The sequence below is a fragment of the Chryseobacterium sp. 7 genome, from assembly GCF_003663845.1.
Lineage (GTDB): Bacteria > Bacteroidota > Bacteroidia > Flavobacteriales > Weeksellaceae > Chryseobacterium.
In genome coordinates this window covers 860,270-878,401 of record NZ_RCCA01000001.1, presented here as the reverse complement: position 1 = coordinate 878,401, position 18,132 = coordinate 860,270, and the positions used below count along the sequence as shown (strand labels likewise).

Annotated in this window: 19 protein-coding genes; 14 read left to right on the top strand and 5 right to left on the bottom strand. The window is 35.8% G+C overall.

Going from position 1 to position 18,132, the window contains the following annotated elements; genetic code table 11:
- The first annotated feature begins 19 nt into the window (after nt 1-19).
- The 10 genes from CLU97_RS04140 to CLU97_RS04095 all read left to right on the top strand — a co-directional run bounded on the left by CLU97_RS04140 (nt 20) and on the right by CLU97_RS04095 (nt 9,771).
- On the top strand, nt 20-199 hold the full coding sequence (locus CLU97_RS04140) for a class I lanthipeptide (RefSeq protein ID WP_076595229.1): 180 nt from the start codon (nt 20-22) through the stop codon (nt 197-199).
- A 54-nt stretch (nt 200-253) separates the two neighbouring features.
- The gene (locus CLU97_RS04135; protein ID WP_076595230.1) at nt 254-433 is read left to right on the top strand and encodes a class I lanthipeptide; all 180 of its coding nucleotides are present in this window, start codon (nt 254-256) and stop codon (nt 431-433) included.
- A 53-nt stretch (nt 434-486) separates the two neighbouring features.
- Complete coding sequence (locus tag CLU97_RS04130; protein ID WP_089693423.1) at nt 487-666, top strand: class I lanthipeptide; 180 nt, start codon at nt 487-489, stop codon at nt 664-666.
- Between the two features lie 52 nt (nt 667-718).
- The gene (locus CLU97_RS04125; RefSeq protein WP_076595230.1) at nt 719-898 is read left to right on the top strand and encodes a class I lanthipeptide; all 180 of its coding nucleotides are present in this window, start codon (nt 719-721) and stop codon (nt 896-898) included.
- Between the two features lie 62 nt (nt 899-960).
- The gene (locus CLU97_RS04120) at nt 961-1,125 is read left to right on the top strand and encodes a class I lanthipeptide (RefSeq protein WP_175579922.1); all 165 of its coding nucleotides are present in this window, start codon (nt 961-963) and stop codon (nt 1,123-1,125) included.
- A gap of 81 nt (nt 1,126-1,206) precedes the next feature.
- Complete coding sequence (locus CLU97_RS04115) at nt 1,207-2,379, top strand: lanthionine synthetase LanC family protein (RefSeq protein ID WP_121486819.1); 1,173 nt, start codon at nt 1,207-1,209, stop codon at nt 2,377-2,379.
- Nucleotides 2,379-3,536 carry a lanthionine synthetase LanC family protein gene (locus tag CLU97_RS04110; protein WP_121486818.1) on the top strand — a complete coding sequence of 386 codons (1,158 nt, stop codon included), beginning with the start codon at nt 2,379-2,381 and terminating at the stop codon, nt 3,534-3,536. The genes CLU97_RS04115 and CLU97_RS04110 overlap by 1 nt, the downstream gene beginning before the upstream one ends.
- A 1-nt stretch (nt 3,537) precedes the next feature.
- Complete coding sequence (locus CLU97_RS04105) at nt 3,538-4,485, top strand: LLM class flavin-dependent oxidoreductase (protein WP_121486817.1); 948 nt, start codon at nt 3,538-3,540, stop codon at nt 4,483-4,485.
- Nucleotides 4,466-7,567 (top strand): lantibiotic dehydratase, encoded by a 3,102-nt coding sequence (locus CLU97_RS04100; RefSeq protein ID WP_121486816.1) that lies wholly within the window; start codon nt 4,466-4,468, stop codon nt 7,565-7,567. Before CLU97_RS04105 ends, CLU97_RS04100 begins: the two co-directional genes overlap by 20 nt.
- Complete coding sequence (locus CLU97_RS04095; RefSeq protein WP_121486815.1) at nt 7,564-9,771, top strand: peptidase domain-containing ABC transporter; 2,208 nt, start codon at nt 7,564-7,566, stop codon at nt 9,769-9,771. The genes CLU97_RS04100 and CLU97_RS04095 overlap by 4 nt, the downstream gene beginning before the upstream one ends.
- A 131-nt stretch (nt 9,772-9,902) precedes the next feature.
- Here CLU97_RS04095 and CLU97_RS04090 read toward each other — a convergent pair whose 3' ends face one another.
- The 5 genes from CLU97_RS04090 to CLU97_RS04070 all read right to left on the bottom strand — a co-directional run bounded on the left by CLU97_RS04090 (nt 9,903) and on the right by CLU97_RS04070 (nt 15,775).
- Nucleotides 9,903-10,607: a hypothetical protein gene (locus tag CLU97_RS04090; RefSeq protein WP_121486814.1), complete on the bottom strand. Its 705-nt coding sequence runs from the start codon at nt 10,605-10,607 to the stop codon at nt 9,903-9,905.
- 61 nt (nt 10,608-10,668) lie between these two features.
- Nucleotides 10,669-11,019: a hypothetical protein gene (locus CLU97_RS04085; RefSeq protein ID WP_121486813.1), complete on the bottom strand. Its 351-nt coding sequence runs from the start codon at nt 11,017-11,019 to the stop codon at nt 10,669-10,671.
- Between the two features lie 19 nt (nt 11,020-11,038).
- Complete coding sequence (locus CLU97_RS04080; RefSeq protein ID WP_121486812.1) at nt 11,039-13,528, bottom strand: hypothetical protein; 2,490 nt, start codon at nt 13,526-13,528, stop codon at nt 11,039-11,041.
- Between the two features lie 492 nt (nt 13,529-14,020).
- A complete protein-coding gene (gene recA, locus CLU97_RS04075) occupies nt 14,021-15,088 on the bottom strand; it encodes a recombinase RecA (protein ID WP_121486811.1) in 1,068 nt (355 codons plus the stop codon).
- 9 nt (nt 15,089-15,097) lie between these two features.
- Nucleotides 15,098-15,775 (bottom strand): helix-turn-helix transcriptional regulator, encoded by a 678-nt coding sequence (locus CLU97_RS04070; RefSeq protein ID WP_121486810.1) that lies wholly within the window; start codon nt 15,773-15,775, stop codon nt 15,098-15,100.
- 140 nt (nt 15,776-15,915) lie between these two features.
- Here CLU97_RS04070 and CLU97_RS04065 point away from each other — a divergent pair, with 140 nt between their 5' ends.
- The 4 genes from CLU97_RS04065 (at nt 15,916) to CLU97_RS04050 (ending at nt 18,131) form a co-directional block, all read left to right on the top strand.
- Nucleotides 15,916-16,209, top strand: coding sequence for a hypothetical protein (locus CLU97_RS04065; RefSeq protein WP_121486809.1), 294 nt, complete (start codon nt 15,916-15,918; stop codon nt 16,207-16,209).
- A 14-nt stretch (nt 16,210-16,223) separates the two neighbouring features.
- Nucleotides 16,224-16,481 carry a hypothetical protein gene (locus CLU97_RS04060; protein WP_121486808.1) on the top strand — a complete coding sequence of 86 codons (258 nt, stop codon included), beginning with the start codon at nt 16,224-16,226 and terminating at the stop codon, nt 16,479-16,481.
- Nucleotides 16,482-16,919: 438 nt separating this feature from the next.
- The gene (locus CLU97_RS04055; RefSeq protein ID WP_121486807.1) at nt 16,920-17,699 is read left to right on the top strand and encodes a phage antirepressor; all 780 of its coding nucleotides are present in this window, start codon (nt 16,920-16,922) and stop codon (nt 17,697-17,699) included.
- A 51-nt stretch (nt 17,700-17,750) separates the two neighbouring features.
- Nucleotides 17,751-18,131 carry a hypothetical protein gene (locus tag CLU97_RS04050; RefSeq protein ID WP_121486806.1) on the top strand — a complete coding sequence of 127 codons (381 nt, stop codon included), beginning with the start codon at nt 17,751-17,753 and terminating at the stop codon, nt 18,129-18,131.
- Nucleotide 18,132 lies beyond the last annotated feature (1 nt).

Sequence of the window (18,132 nt, the reverse complement as noted above, 5' to 3'; positions counted from 1 at the left end):
TTCTAAAAATTTTAAAATCATGCACAAAATTAAATTAACAAAAGGTTTACAGATCAACAAAGAACAAATCAGCAAGCTTCAGGAGGAGCAAATGAACAGCCTTAAAGGTGGGGTTAACAGCCTTCAGGCAGCGGCTCAATCTTGCGGACAGTGTTCTTGCGGTGGAAATACAGTTGTGAAAACAAGAGCAGCTCAATAATAAACACCCAAATCACATTTACAATAAACAATAACAATCTAAAAATTAAACATCATGCACAAAATTAAATTAACAAAAGGGTTACAGATCAACAAAGAGCAAATCAGCAAATTACAGGAAGAGCAAATGAACAGCCTAAAAGGTGGGGTTAACAGCCTACAGGCAGCAGCACAGTCTTGCGGACAGTGTTCTTGCGGTGGAAACACAATTGTAAAAACAAGAGCAGCTCAGTAATCAGCACTTCAAATCACATTTAAAATAAACAATAACATTTAAAATTAAACATCATGAACAAAATGAAATTATCTAAAGGGCTACAGATCAACAAAGAACAAATCAGCAAACTTCAGGAAGAGCAAATGAATGGTCTTAAAGGAGGAGTAAACAGCCTTCAGGCAGCAGCTCAGTCTTGCGGACAGTGTTCTTGCGGTGGAAATACTGTAGTACAAACAAGAATTGCGAAGTAATTCTCAAAATAAGTCGAAAATATTTATAAAAACAATTTAAAAATCAAACATCATGCACAAAATTAAATTAACAAAAGGTTTACAGATCAACAAGGAACAAATCAGCAAGCTTCAGGAGGAGCAAATGAACAGCCTTAAAGGTGGGGTTAACAGCCTTCAGGCAGCGGCTCAATCTTGCGGACAGTGTTCTTGCGGTGGAAACACAATTGTAAAAACCAGAGCGGCTCAATAATCAGCACTTCAAATCACATTTAAAATAAACAATAACATTTAAAATTAAACATCATGAACAAAATGAAACTAACTAAGGGTCTTCAAATCAACAAAGAGCAAATCAGCAAATTACAGGAAGAGCAAATGAATAGCCTAAAAGGAGGAGTAAACAGCCTTCAGGCAGCAGCACAATCTTGTGGACAGTGCTCTTGCGGTGGAAACACTGTGGTACAAACAAGAAAGTAATCTTCTCCTATAAAAGAGGGAGCTGGATGAACTTCTCTCCCTCTTTTAAAAAAAATTATATAATCTCACAGCTCTCACATCATGCAAAAAGAAAAATTAATCATCTCAGAAATAGAAGAATGTATCCGTAAAAAAGAGACATCCCTTACCGGAATAGGTCTTAATAACGGAATTCTAAGTGCTTCAATGTTCTATTATTATCATTATCTGATGACCCGGGAATCGGAATCTTTAGAACTGGTAACCCATTATATTGAAAAGTCTCTGTCTGTTTTAACAGAAGATTATAAAAGCCTTCATTTTAATGATGAAATAAGAGAGCTGGGATTATATCTTATATTCCTGAAACAGCAGGAAGTTTTAGACAATGAAATAGATTCTTTACTGGAAAATATAGATGAAATTCTGGAAGAAATTCTGATCCAGAAAACAGAAAAAGGAGATCTTGATCTTACCAGCGGTTTTCCGAGCTTTGCCAAGTATTTTGTATTGAGAAACCTTAGTGATAAAAAACATCTGATAGATAGTACTCTTGATAAAATCAGTGAGCTTACCCAAACTCACGAAAGCGGAAGCTACTGGAAATTTGATCTTCGCAATAAAGAAAACCCATATGTAGAACTGGGCTTAGGGCACGGAACTACAGGAGTCATCAACTATTTGTTATTCCTTTACAAAAATAACATCTATACTCCGGAATCTTTAGCGCTTATCCACTCCGGACTTTCATTCATCTGGAGCTGTAAAGAAAACACCACAGACTATATCACTCTTTTCCCATTCAATGCCTTCGAAGATCTTTACATAGATTATCATAATCTGGCTTACGGAGAAATAGGAATTGGTTATACTTTTTACAATGCCGGAATTCTTTTAGACAATAAAGATTATTGCGACAAAGGACTGCAAATACTGATCAATACCACAAAATTTAAAGACACTGATCAGTCTGCCATCCTGGAGCCGGGATTAATTTATGGTTCTGCCGGATTATCCGCACTGTATAAAAACCTTTATCATCTTACAGAACAGGATGTCTTTCTGGAAGCCAAAGATTACTGGCACCAGCATCTTCTTCAGTCTAAGAAAAATGAAAATGAACAATGGGCAGGATTCAATGCCTACTATAATGCAGAATTCGACAATATCAACATGGCTTTAGGCCAAGGTATCGCAGGAATTGGTATTAATCTGATGAACAATATCATGACCACAAATCACAATTATGTTTCATTCTATAATTACGATCTATAATGGAAACTCTACAATCTCAAAACATCACTACCCTGCTACAGGAATACGATCAAAAGCTTCTTGATTTTGATTATGGAAATTTACCGGACGGATTGCTTTATGGAAAACTGGGACTTCTGCTCTATTTCCTTACACAGTATCAGATCTCCGGAAATGATATCTATGTGAATAAAGTAGGCGATATCCTGGAAGAAGTATTTGAAAATGGCAACCTGCAAAAAGAAAACAATGTATACACACTCCCGAATCTCTCCAAAGGAATGACCGGACTGGGCATTATTCTGAATTTGCTAAAACAGGACGGACTTATTCAGGATGATTTTGATGAACAGATTGCAGACATCGGAGAACTGATTTTCCAACAGTCTGTCACCATGCTGAATGAAAACAATTATACTTTTTTTGATGGACCTATAGGAAATCTTCACTATTTCAACTCCATCGGAAACGAAAAATACAGCAGCGAAATCGTAAATATACTTTATGACGAATGTATTTCTCACCCCATTCCATTTGAAAACAAGCTGAACGACAGCTATGCAGATGGGATTAACTTAGGATTCAACTATGGCTACCTTTCTATTGTTAATAATCTTTTAGCCCTTCCGGTAATAACGGATCAAGCTAGATATATTATCAGCAGCTGCCTGGAGTTCATTATCTCCAATTTTGATGTTCATGAAGTAGAAAATGCCAGAATATATAAACCATACAACTACAAAATAATACAAAACCTGCTGAAGCCTTTCCATAATAACAGACTTTGCTGGTGTAACAGCGATCTTTCCTTCTCTTATCTCCTTTATAAAACAGGAGAAACACTACAGGAAAACAGATACACAGAAATGGCCCGAGAACTGGGTATGGAAACCACCAAAAGAAAAGTAATGGCCAACACAGGAATAGAGTTTATTCAGTATTGCCACGGAACCTCAGGACTTGTACAGCTTTACCATGAGCTTAATGAAAAAGACAGCCATCCTGAGTATAAAAAAGCTGAAAACTTCTGGACGAAAAGATCACTGGAAATTCTGGAAAACGAACTGGAGCAGCCATTCACCGAACAAGACAGTAATTTACTCTTTGGAAAAACAGGAGCCCTGATTGCTCTGAATGACAAAATAGACAAAACTAAATACCTAAAATTTTTACTGTAACATGAAAACAAAAAGCATAGGATTACTAGAACTAGGATACAGAAGCGGCAAAGATTCCATCACAGCTCTTAACGATGTAGTTGATTATGCCCTTCATGCAGAGAGATTAGGATACAGCAGATTCTGGCTGGCAGAGCATCATTATTCCCACCTTAAGAATCTTGCCTTTTCAAACCCGGATATCGTGATTGCCATGATTGCCGGGATGACGGAAAAAATAAGAGTAGGATCCGCAGGAACTTCAGTACCGAGCTATTCTCCTTATGCTGTGGCTACCAATTATAAACTGATCAATAATATATTCAATGGGAGAATAGATCTCGGTCTGTCCAAAGGAATCCCGGAAAGTAACCATACGAAAAACCTTTTAAATTCGGATATTCTTGAAAGAGGTACCGGAGCGGTTTTTAAAGAAAATGCCCAAGAGATTCACGAGCTTTTCTATTCTGAAGCGGAAAGAAATGAGAAAGAAGGAATCTTAATTCCTCCCTACGGCGGCCTGATCCCCGATCTATGGTATCTTTCTTCTTCTTTGAATAATCTGGATGACGCCATCAGTTTACACTCAAACTACTGTGTATCAGCATTTCACGGAAACGGAAAGTTCCTTGACAGTTTTGAAGGTAAAAAAGAAGAAATCAACAGATACAGGGAAGCCTTTCTACAGAAAAACGGATTTCTTCCTAAAACATCATTGGCACTCGCGATCAACTTGTCAGAAGTGAATGAAATAAAATCTGATGCCGATGAATCCGAAGCTTTTAAAATTCTTCACCTCAACTTTGAAGAGCTTTTTGAACTCATTGAGAAACTGGATGAACAGCTGGCCGTAGATGAATTCATTTTATATGATACAGAAGCGGACAGTGACAAGAAAATAGAAAACGCTGAAACGATAAGCAATCATTACAACTTACAATCTATTCAACATGAAAACGCAGTTAGATAACATTAATATTGGCTTTATGAGAAACGCTTTATACTCATTCAGACAATATAACAACATCCCGAAAAATACAGCAGATCTTGATCATTTTGTGCTTGAATTATGGAATGATGAAGTCTTCAGAGAATCTATTTTCTTAGCTTCTTATGAGCTGTATAATGAATGGGCAAGACTATGCCAGGACGACCCGTCTTTATCTCAGGTAAAGAGAAACAGAATTAACAATTCTATCCTGAAATATTACATCAGAATTACCACCAGATCTACTCCGTTCGGAACATTTGCTTCGCATTCTGCTTTTGAACTGAACTCAGAACATAAAAATATAGAAGCCGGAAATATGAATGCTATCCACCGGTATACAACACTGGATCTGTCTTTTCTTTTTCAGGTTATTGCATTAATCAACAGAGACTTTCCGGAAGTTCACGAATATGAACTTAATGACTCTATCTATAAGTTAGGTGATTATTACCGATATATCGAAACTTCAGTACAAAATGAAAAAAGAGTCTACACCTTAAGCTCATTGGAAAAAGATGAACTTCTGGATTTTCTGGTTGAAACTACTGCCAACAAGTCTTATTCATTCGACAGCCTGGTTGGTCTGGTTGCGGAAAATGTAGATGGAGTTTCTGAAGAAGATGCAAAATATTATATCTTCAGTCTGATTGATGCGCAGTTCTTCAAAAGCAACTTCGATATCTGCTTAAACGAGCATTCTCCATTGTGCCAGATCATTGATTATTTAAATTCAAAAAAAGGTATCGCTCCTGAACTGGACGCTTATCTGGAGACCCTCATCAAAATGGAAGACTATATGAAGCTGCTGAGCTCCGGAGTTGGACAGCCTCAGGAATATTACAATGAAATATTTGCACTTGCCAATCAGTTTTCCATTTTATATGACAGAAAATACCTGATCAATTCTTCATTAAAAAGAAATCTGGATTTCTCTCCGGTTACCAGAGAAGATCTTTCCAAAATCAAAAAAGGAATCAATACCCTATCCTGCTTTTGGGACAAAGGAAGCGAAACGGTAAATGAAAATTTAGAAAAATTCAAGACCGCTTTTTATACAAGATATGAAGAAAGCCTGGTGCCTTTGGTAGAAGTATTGGACAACGAAAGTGGTATCGGCTATATCCAGGAACAAAACAGCGAAAATGATTTTTCTTCCCTTTTGGATACGCTAAGCTGGCCAAATTCTAATACAGATTCATTTTCCATCACTTACAATAAAAAGATTCATGAGTTCTGGAGAAGACTCATCAACAAAGCCAATATCAACGGAGAAACGTCCATAGATCTTAGCCAGCATGACATCAGCAACCTTCAGAATACAGATGAAGTAAGTCTTGCAAGATCTATTGCAGTAATGATAGAAAAGGTGTCTGATAAAATTGCCATTTCTTCTGTAGGAGGTACCAGCGGAGCCAATCTTATCGCCAGATTTTCCAATGAAGATGAAGAAATCCTTGCCCCGGTGAACAGAATCATCAAAGAAGAACAGAATGATGATCATTTTATCTACGCAGAACTGCTTCACCTGCCGGATAACAGAGCAGGAAATATCCTTCTGAGACAGGTAAAAAGAGGAAACCAGCTTTCTTATCTTACGAAACCTTCAACTTCGGAAAACACCATCAGCCTGACGGATCTTTACATTAAAATGATGGATAAAAGAATTGTTTTATTCCATAAAGAACTGAATAAAGAAGTAAAAATCTTCCATTCTACTGCACATAATTTTGATTATAATTCGCTGCCGGTGTATCAGTTTTTATGTGATCTTCAGCATCAGGATGTTTCCACCGCATTGGTTTTAAATATTGGAGATACCAATTACCTGATGTATGATTATATTCCCCGCATCACCTTCGGTAATGATATCATCTTTACGCCGGCCTTATGGAGAGTATACCAGAACGAAGTATCAGGAATAAAGGCTAAAAATAACACTGAAAGCATTAAAAAAGTAAAAGAATATCTATCCGATAAAAAAGTAAACCGCTATTTCTTTATTTCTCAGGGAGACAATAAGTTACTGATCGACACGGAAAATGACAACCTTTTATTATTTCTGATAGAAGAACTGAGGTCTAAGGAAATGGTAACACTTACAGAATGTCTTTACGATCTTGAGGCAGATGAGTTCAACAATGAGATTATTATTCCTATGATCAACAGAAGCTATACTGCATTTAAAACAGAGCTTGACCTGCATCTTTTCAATGCCAATATTGCTGATCATAAGTTCATCCCGGGAAATAAATGGCTTTACTATAAAATCTATTGCGGAAACAAGTTCTCAGACAAAATATTACAGGATGTGTTTCCGGAGCTTTTAGAACAGCTTAATGAAGAAGATCTGATCAAAAAATGGTTCTACATCAGGTACAGTGATCCTGATAATCATATCAGACTAAGACTGGAAATTAATGATAATGACCTTACCAATACAGCGCAGATTATTACAACTTTCAACGATTATTTTGATAAATATATCAATGAAGGAATCATTAATAAAGTGGAAATGGGAACCTATGACAGAGAATATGAAAGATATGAAGGTGAATTTATCGAAACCGCAGAACATATCTTCCACTATGACAGCAAACTGACTGTAAATCTATTGAAAAATGTTCCGAACAATGATGACCTCTGGTTATACGCTATCAAAAGTATTGATGCTTATTTCGATGTTTTCAAACTGGATCTGGATAAACGATATGAAGTCATCAGCAAGATTTACAACCAGTTTCAGAAAGAGTTTAATGTAGACAGCAACCTGAAAAAGCAGCTCGACCTTAAATACAGAAGCAACCTGAATATCATCAGTGAAATTGTAGAAACGGATGACAATCCATACTTCTCAGAGTTTGTTAATGCAGTCACAGAAAACTGTAAAGAAATAGAAAAGCTCAAGACCATTCAGAAAGAAAGATTAGTGAGCAGTTTTATTCACATGCATATCAACAGGCTCATCAGATCCAGACACAGAATGCATGAACTGATCATCTACGGCATCGTAGAAAAGTATTATAAAATGAAAATCGGCAAAAGAAAATATCTAGTATCATGAAGCTAAAATTTATTCCTCAACACGACCAAATGGACTGCGGTCCTGCATGTATCGCAATGGTGGCTTCCTACTTTGGCAAGCAGATTCCGTTACATTTTTTAAAAGAAAATGCCAACTTATCCAGAGAAGGAGTTAGCTTACTGAGCATCAGTGAACTGTGCGAAGATATTGGATTTGAAACCTACCCTGCCAAGCTTACCTTGCAGACTTTGGATGAAAACGGCAGCCTGCCTTGTATTCTTCACTGGAATAAAAACCATTTTGTGGTGCTTATTGACGTAAAGAAAAGCCTTATTTCAGGAAAAAAACGCTACAAAATTGCTGATCCCAGCCATGGAATGATCTGGCTGAGTGAAAAAGATTTCCTTAAAAGCTGGCTGTCTGACGGAGAAACCGGAATTGCTCTTTTTGTAAGCCCTACCAACAGCTTTTACCAGCAAACCTTCCCGGAAGAAGATAAACTGAGTATTTCTTTTGCCATGAAATATTTCAAAGAGCACAAAAACAAATTCCTCTTTTTATCCGGAATGCTGCTTATCGGAAGCTGCCTGAGCCTTATATTTCCATTCCTTACGCAAACACTTATTGATAAAGGAGTTAACACAAAAGACGTAGATCTTATTACCATCATCCTGGTCTCTCAGATCGTTTTATATTTAGGAAGTATCACGATAGAAATTCTCAGAAACTGGCTGATGCTTTATATTGGAACCAGAATCAGTATTTCCATTATTTCAGACTTTCTAAAGAAAATGCTCCTTCTTCCAATGGGCTTTTTTGATACCAAAATGAAGGGGGATTTTACCCAGAGAATTCAGGATAATGAAAGAATAGAAGATTTTCTTACCTCTCAGAGCCTTATGACTTTCTTCTCTATGGTAACTTTCCTGGTGTTTTTCGGAGTGCTTTGGTATTATAACGTTACAATTGTACTTATTTATTCCTCTCTGACAGCATTATCATTGGTTTGGGCTCAATATTGGCTGAAAAAAAGAGAAATTCTGGATTATTACAGATTCCGCGAAAAAGGACAAAGCCAGGAAAGCGTTTATGAGATCCTGAACGGAGTTTCTGAAATGAAATTAAATCAGTTCGAAGATTACAAAAGACAGGAATGGGAAGGGATTCAGAATAAGCTTTTCAAAACAACTCTTCGTATTTTAAAAGTAGATCAGTATCAGTTTTCCGGATTTGAATTTCTTAACCAATTAAAGAACATTTTCGTGACGTTCTTTGCTGCATTGCAGGTTGTGAAAGGAAATATGACCATTGGTGAACTATTAGCAATATCTTATATCATCGGACAGCTGAACTCTCCTGTTAATCAAATGATTTCTTTCTTCCGCTCTTTACAGGATGCCAAACTGAGCCTTTCAAGATTAAATGAAGTTCAGAATCATGAAGAAGAAGAAAAAGAGGGAATGAAAGCGCTGGAAGTTGGCAATACTTATTCAAAAGATGAAGAGAGAGGAATTACCTTAAATAATGTTTCTTTCCAGTATGAAGGGCCGAAATCTCAGTTTGTATTAAAAGATGTCAACCTGTTTATCCCTGAAGGCAAAGTTACAGCCATTGTAGGAGCCAGCGGAAGCGGAAAAACAACATTGATGAAGCTGCTGTTGAAGTTCTATAACCCTACTCACGGTACCATTCACTATAACGAAGATGATATTCTTACCCTTTCTCCTAAAAGCATCAGAGAAAACTATGGAGTGGTAATGCAGGACGGATTTATTTTCTCAGACACCATCGAAAGAAACATTGCAACTAGTGAAGTGGAAATCAATACCAGAAAAATGGAAAATGCGGTAAGAGTAGCCAACATTTCGTCTTTCATAGACAATCTTCCGCTAGGATACAGCACTAAAATAGGGGCAGCCGGCAACGGAATCTCCGGAGGTCAGAAGCAAAGGGTTCTTATTGCAAGAGCAGTGTACAAAAACCCTCATTTTATCCTCTTTGATGAAGCCACCTCCGCACTGGATGCCGAAAATGAAAAGATCATTCATGACAACCTGCAGGAATTCTTCAAAGGAAAAACGGTAATTATTGTAGCACACCGTTTAAGCACTGTAAAAAATGCAGACCAGATTATTGTTCTGAAAAACGGAGCCGTTGTTGAAAAAGGAAACCATCAGGAGTTGGTCAACAAGAAAGCAGATTACTACAGTCTTGTAAAAAATCAGCTTGAATTAGGCAACTAATCACCTCTCAATATATTTTTGACCGTTTCGCAAGTTGTGAAGCGGTTTTTTATGCAGCTTATTAAAAAAAGAAAACCTTTGTAGTGCATTTACAAAGGTTCTTATTTTAGTCTGGAGAGATTGTAAATCAATTATTTAAAATCTTTATCCTCAATATTTTTATTATAATACAAATCTACAAGAGTTGCTTCCTGATTCCCATCTTCAGAAACAAAAGTCGATTTGGTAGCATACCAAAGATCCCCGAATTTTTTATAATCGCTTTGTAAAACTGTAGAGAATGTATTCTTTTCACCATTTTCCACCGTTTCTTCTTTGCTTAGAAAGAATGACTTTACATCGTAATACAGATAGGTCACCTTTCCTGTTATATACGTTGCTTTTATTTTATAATAGATCTTATCTGGATTTTCGTCAATAAGTTCAATCTTGTATAATTTTGGATCTATGTAAGCAAGTTCATTCATGATATACTTTCTGTCGGCCTTATCTCTAAATTCAGCAGGATCAGCCAGCTTTCTCTCACCGTTGACCAGTTCATAACCTGTTTTACCGTCAAACCATGATTTGTAAACAATTCTTCCCTGATATTCAATTTCAAAGCTTCCTTTATTGGGTACCATTTCTTTGGTAATCCAATACACATTTCGCCCGTCCATTACCGTTTCAGATTTGGAATACAGCGTTTTTATGCTGCTCAGAAGCTTTTTCCCGCCTTCTGCCTGAATGGCTTTTTCTATAATTTCTTTGGCTTTGCTTTCGCTGGATGTCTGTGAGAATAACGGGTTAGAAGCAGCGATCATGCTAACGACTACAATGGTATTGAATAATTTCATGGTTTTATTTTTTCTGTGGCAAATGTACCAAAAGACATTTTAATTTTTTTCATTTTAAAAATTATTTATAATCGAATCTATCTTCATCAGGATACCAATAACGAGTTAAGGTTTTTCCTAATGTTCCATTTTCGTAGGCTTTTATATAGTCTTCTAAATCCATTGCTGTACCAAAACTAACTACTCTTCCTGTCTTTTTTTCCACTAAAAAAGATGCATTACCTACTAATGTTTTATTAAAATCTCCTGTTAGAAGAAATTCTTTAGATTGATAATCATAAATATTTCCATAAGGCTTTATAATGATATGATCTGTTAATATTACTACTTCAATATCTGCTCCACCAAATTTTTCTGCTCTACTTTTTAAATAGCGTTCCGCTATCCTTAGCATTTCTTTGTCTGTTAACATAAAATCAATTTTAAAATTATTACTTTCTCACTTTTGTGTATTTAAACTCTAAATAGCCTCTTTGGATAAAGTTACCATATTCTCTTGTTTGAGCAAAAATTACATATTCACCCGTTTGGCCATCAAATAAATGTAATTCTCCGCCCTTTTTCATTCCCACAAAAAAATGACCTTTAGTACTTCCTGTTATGCTATTTTTTTCTTTAATACCATAAATAACAACAATATCTTCTTCTGCCATTAATTGTTTCATTCTGGGGATTGTCGCAGGCTGGAAACTTCCGCCTCCACATTTTGCAGCTACTACCTCTATGTCTTGCATTGTTGAAGATTTAGCTCTTCGTAATTCTCCTGTTCTCAAAAACTCAACTACAACTTCCACGGTATTACCACAATTTAGATCACCTATCTGAATAACTTCATTATCTATAGATATATGATTAAAATAAGGCATCGCTTCTTTCCTTTTTTCAAAAGGATTTTCAATTATGGCATTTAAAAATTGTTTTTCCCCTTTTATAAATGCTTTTACCTCTGCTTCGACATTGGTTGCCACTATAGAACCACCTGGCGGTACATGTCCACCCAGATGCTCCAGCTCCTCTACTAATTTTTCTCCCCGTAAATTACGCCATTTTTTGTAGAACATATGCATTTCTGCTTTGGTAAACTCTTCTACCACTTCACCTTTATAAACAGCAGCATAGGCATTTAAAAATTTCCCATTCCTTCGTCCAAATAAGAAAACTATCCCGTTTTCCGCCATGGTGTTACCAAGCGCTCTGTATTCCGCTCCGGGAAAAATTTCCCGGGGTTCCACTACTTTTATGGTATTTTTTTGGAAATTAGAAATATTGGTTTCCAGCACGGCTTTTAATACCAAAGTCTTAAGATAATTCTTTGCACTTCCGTCTGCCATTTTTGCGATCAGTTTGGCTGCTCCGCTATAAAAGCTGCCTACAACAGTTAAACCAGCCAGTGCAATACCTCCCACCATATAAATCTCTTCCCAGTCTGCCAGAAATTCTTTTCCGCCTTCATATGTAGCAATTTCTTCTTTAAATGCCTGTATGGTAAGATCGGCTCCTGCCAAAGAAATATCGGCGGCAGCCAGTAAAATAAAATAGGGGTTTCCAGTAGTTGCCAATGTGGCAACACCAATCACAATAGCCACGAGATTAGCTGCTATACGGATATTCTGCTGTACAACCGCCCATTCTTCTGCATCTGCTAATGCCTTCAGATAAATAGCAGGCACCAGATAGGTTTCTTCTTTTTCTCCACTGATATCTGTGAGATACACCATATCCAGAGGATGAAACTGTGCCCCTTCATCCAGATCTTCTGTAACGGTCTCTTTTGCATTGGGATCTCCTTCTTTCGGTATAATTTTTACATTTCGCTGTACCTCTTTCTGCTGTTGCAGGAGAAATGTATCTCTGTACTGATCACCGCTGCTCTGGAAAATTCCCATTTCCAGAATATCACTGTTTATTGTATAGCCTTGTCCAATGATAAAAGATTGCGCGTCTTTTTTCCGTTTATCATTATTCGCAAACAGAGAAAACAGCATCATGATATTAGCCAGTATCATCCGGTTGGTTTGCATCTTACCGTCATACTCCGTGCTCCCGTCTAAATTGTAATAGATCCTGTTCAGTTTATCCGGATTTTCGCGGAAATAGTTGAGGACAGGAACCGGATCTCCAATGGCTTTGAAAATCTGTATCACTGCAGAACTGCTGTCTTTGAAGATATCCGAATCATCGCCATTTGAAAGAATTTCAAGATGATTAAAAAACATCAGATTATCAATATGCGCAGAGAGTCCAGACAAAATAGTTTCAGGAATATTTTCGTAGATGAACTTCAGAGACCCGGCATCTTCATATTTTTTGAGAGCATCTGCGAAATTTTTCAGGAAGTATTTGTAATCCTTATCATAGTCATCAATATCACCATAGCCTAACAGTATATTCAGATCTCTGAATTCCTGATAAGAGCAGGTTTCAAGAATAATTGCCTTTTCGTTGCTTTTTGCATAGAAAAAATTGATTCTGTAGAAGATTTTCTCTTTTCCAACCGCTATTTCGTGACTTATTTGGGTCTGGCTCCATTTTACTGAGACATTTTCTGCTTTTGAGTTCAGGTAAACTTTCAGCCTGAGGAAATTTTTGCCCGGGAGCGAAAGACTCTTTCTTTGAGTATTAGATTGATAGTCAATGGGATTATATTCCAGAATATAATCCCTCATTCCACTGTTGCCATACTTAATTTTTGAAATCAGAAGTTCCAGATTGATATATTCATCTGTCTGCCAGTCTGTAATATCTGAAACGGAAGACGGGGCAGGCGGTAAAGAGGTTTCTGTTTGTAAATCTGTGGGTTGCTTTAATGTTTTACTTAAAAGAGATTCATGGGGCACAAAATAGCTTGATAAAGACTGCAGAGTTTTTTTGCTGGTTTCATCGAAGTCGTCAAAATCATTAAAATAATTGTCATAGTTCATTGCTTAAAATTTTAGGTTAATAAAAATTCAGCATGAAAATCGAAACAAAGTTTAGGTAAAGAGCCGAATATTTGATTAAGACTATAACGTCCGGCTCAGAATCTTTTTTACTTTGGTATGAATTTCATATTTGCGTTTTATTGTTACAAATATCAATGCAGAAAGCGACAGAACCTGACGTATTAAATTTATTTTGTACTATATATATTTTAATATGATTATTGAAAACAAAAAAGCCCTCCGTAAATTATTACAGAGGGCTTTGTACCCCAGACGGGACTTGAACCCGTACGTCCTTGCGGACACAGGATTTTAAGTCCTTTATTTCTGTCATCCAATTTCCCTTTATCACTATAAATCAAAACGTTACGAATTAATAATTTAGTTAAATTATGTTAAATTTTAAGTATTTTTACACGGTATTTTGCACGATTGCAACACATATAAACGCCCTATTTTAAGGGAATTAAAATTAAAAAGGTATTTTAATTTTTAAGTATTTATTGTCTCAACTATTTTTAATTTAAGCTCTTCAATAAGCTCAGGATTATCTTTTAAAATATCTTTTACTCCATCACGCCCTTGTCCAATCTTTGTATCTCCATAGCTAAACCAGGAACCACTTTTAGAAATTATCCCTTTTTCAAGAGCTATATCTAAAATATCCCCCTCTTTGGATATTCCTTCTCCATACATTAAATCTAATCCTATTTCTTTAAATGGAGGCGCCACTTTATTTTTAACAATTTTAATTTTGACAGGATTACCTATTGCCTCATTACTTTTATTTTTAATTCTATCCCCTTCGCCTCCCTTTCTTCTAATATCGATTCTTACGGAAGCATAGAATTTTAATGCATTTCCTCCTGTAGTCGTTTCAGGGTTTCCGAACATAACACCTATTTTTTCTCTTAACTGATTAATGAAGATTACCGTACTTTTTGTTCTTGAAATCGTAGCCGTAAGCTTTCTTAATGCCTGAGACATTAATCTTGCATGAAGGCCCATTTTAGAATCCCCCATTTCTCCTTCAATTTCTGCCTTTGGAGTAAGAGCAGCAACAGAATCAATCACTACAATATCTACAGCCCCAGAACGGATCAGGTTATCAGCAATTTCTAAAGCCTGTTCACCATTATCCGGCTGACTAAAAAGAAGTGTATTCAAATCAATCCCAAGCTTACCGGCATATTCACGATCAAAAGCATGCTCAGCATCAACAAACGCAGCAATACCTCCAGCTTTCTGAGCTTCTGCTATCGCATGGAGCGTCAAAGTAGTTTTTCCCGAAGATTCGGGACCATAAATTTCTATAATTCTTCCTTTAGGATAACCTCCTACACCCAATGCAAGATCTAATCCTAATGAGCCAGATGAAATAACTTCAATATTCTCATCAATTTTACTATCACCCATTCGCATTACAGTTCCCTTCCCATAATGTTTATCTAACTTATCAAGCACTAAAGCGAGAGCTTTGTTCTTATCCTCAGTAGAACTTTTTGTACCTACCCCATTTATTTCGGTTTTAGTCTTTGGTTTTTCTCCCTTGTTTTCCATATTAATAAATTAAAATGTTTGTTTACTAATTAATGCTTTGATAATAAAGAGACTTTTTATTCTCGATAAAGGAAATTCCATGTCATCATAAAATTTATTTTCACTGGATAATAAAACATGATACTGATCCGAACCTTTTTTAACATATTTTATATAACAGTCTCCATTATCAAGGACAACAACATAAGAATGCCCATATACTAAATAGCTAAAATCTATAGGTTTAATACCTATAATATCGCCACTTGAAAACTTAGGAAACATAGAGTCGCCAAAAACATTTATATATTCCAACTCTTCATAGACTCCAGGAACAATTACTGGTTCTTTATGATGCTGGATATTATTTTCACCAAATCCAGCACTAACCCTTACCTCAGGATAATAAAACCCATTATATTTATCTTCTAAGCCTTCACTTTCTACCTTTTTAACAAGAGCCGGACATTCCAAACCATACCATATAGAATCAAAGTCAAATCCATAACCAGGAAACGCAGACACAAACTTTTTAACAAACTCTTCAGTCAAATAATTCGTATTACCATTAATAGCTGATGAAAAGTTTGATTTATTCACTTGCATTCTCTCTATGATATTTTGATTGGTTTTAACAACCATATCTCCCTTTAAAACAGCTATAGCCCTTCTTAACCGCTGAGAAATTTCAATTATATTTTTTTCCATTTGACTATCAACAAATTACAACAAACAACGAATTTTGTTTGTCTTGTTGTTTGTAATAAGCGAATTTTGTTTGTATATTTGTAAAAACAAATTTGTGTGACAAAGATAATTAAAATAATAACAATACAAAATAATTTTTTATGGAAACAAAGAAAAGCAATCTAAAAAAACGAATCAGCAACAATTGGAAAGATTTTTTTAAAGAATACACTAAACCTAAAGACGTAGCAAAAATTACCCTTGACCACAGCATCGGGTACAATACTTTACACAACATTAAGATTTGTAATGCAAACATATCAAACGAAAAGAATCAAAAGGCTTTGTATGCTCTGGCGAAAGTCGCAATAGACAATGCAAAAGAAATAATAAAAACAGCTGAAAAAGATATAAAAAAAATGGAAGATTCTATCTCTGAAATTGTTGAACCTTAATAGGAAAAATAAACATGGCAAGCTTAAAACAAACATTAGAAACTCTGCGGATCAAAGTCTGGAAGCTTGAGCAAAAGGTAGATCATCAAAAAAAAGAAATCACATTAATAAAATGTCAAATTGAAGAATTGGAATCTATCGGGAACAAAGAGAATAATAACGGAGTGGAAGCCGTGATTGATAGTTCAAGGATTTTAAACCGTAGAGGATCTAATGCTAAAAAATTAGCTCTTGCCCAAGCCCTAAAAATAAATAACCTGGATTTGATGTAAAGTAATAGCAGAAAATATCCCCTATACAATTAATTGATAATGCAGCAAAAGGGAGTTGTCTGGTGTGATAAATAACAACTCCCCCCAAAGGGGAAAAGGACTTCCCGAGGAAGAGAAAGCAAAATTACCAGGTAGACGGACAAAGAATATGTACAGAAAATAAAAAATCACCTGCACATGGCAGATGATCATTTTTTAATTAATTATTGTTCTAAACAATAAGATGAGCCACCAATATACAAAAAAATAAAAACAGTTCCGTTTAAATGTTACAAAGTGAAAATGTTAAGGATAGCTATGAAACCACACACTAAAGACATTCCTACTCCAATTGCAATACTATCGATCGTAGCAGGAATTCTTTTAACCGGATATATCCAATTCCTTTAAAAATAACAAAAATAAAATAAATGATGGAATTACAAAATATTTAACAATATGGAAATCAAAATATTAGAACAAAAAGAAATTTTAGGTAAAAACATTACCGTTTATGGAACAAATGATAATCCATTGTTCTTAGCTAAAGATGTCGCTCAATGGCTCGGATTAACAAACGTGACTGACATGATAAGCAGAGTTGACCAAGATGAGGTGACTAAGTTAAACTTAGGAAGTCTCCAAGGGTGGTGTAATTTTTTAACTGAAAATGGACTTTATGAAGTTTTAATGCAATCACGAAAACCCATTGCAAAAACTTTAAAGAGAGGAATCAAACAGGTTTTAAAACAAATAAGGCTGACGGGTGGATATATTCCTATACAATACAATGACTCTCCTGAAATGATCATGGCTAAAGGATTTCAAGTAGCCATGCAAACTATCGAAAATGTAAAGCTTAAGAACAAACAATTGGAAATGCAAAATGAGATCCAGCAGCAACAGATCATAAGTGATGCTCCTTGGGTTGACTTATCAAAAAACTGTTATAACAGCACCGGATCCTACACAGCCTCTATCCTATCAGCAAGATTAGGATTTAGAAGTGCAAAAGCATTGAATGCAGAATTGAAAAAGTTAGGCATTCAATACAAAATAAAAGGTGATGATTGTTGGAAGCTTACTGCAAAATATTCTGGCAATGGATATACTAAAACAATACCATATCCATTTTTCAGATCTGACGGAACCTCTGACACCAGAAACAGAATGGAATGGACCGAGAAAGGATTTGTTTTCCTCAGGGAGTTTTTGAGTAAAAAAAAGATCATACCATAAATTCTTTCAAATGTGCTAAAAAAGCACTTTTAAACCCTATAAAATAATATTATGACATTCTACCAAGACAACAGAAGAAACCCATCACAACCATGCAGTAGCGACACCTTTAAACTTAGCTTATCAGAAATTCTGCTTGAATGTGTTCCCGACATTGACAAGTTCCTGAAAGAATTCTTATCAAGTAAAGAATACCCGGAATATTCTGATATAAGCCCTGTATATTCAAATGATCAGGCCAGCAAAAGACCTATAAAAGAAAGGGAAATAATAGACTATCTGGTAGAGATTCCGGCAGCAGCACACATCCTGTACTGGCTTTTCTTTAAAACAACAGATGAGTATTTTAAAAATAAGATTGACCTTCGTATTACTGAACTCACCGATGCCATCGGTCCACGTACAGGAGAACTGGTCATTAAGAGTTATTAAT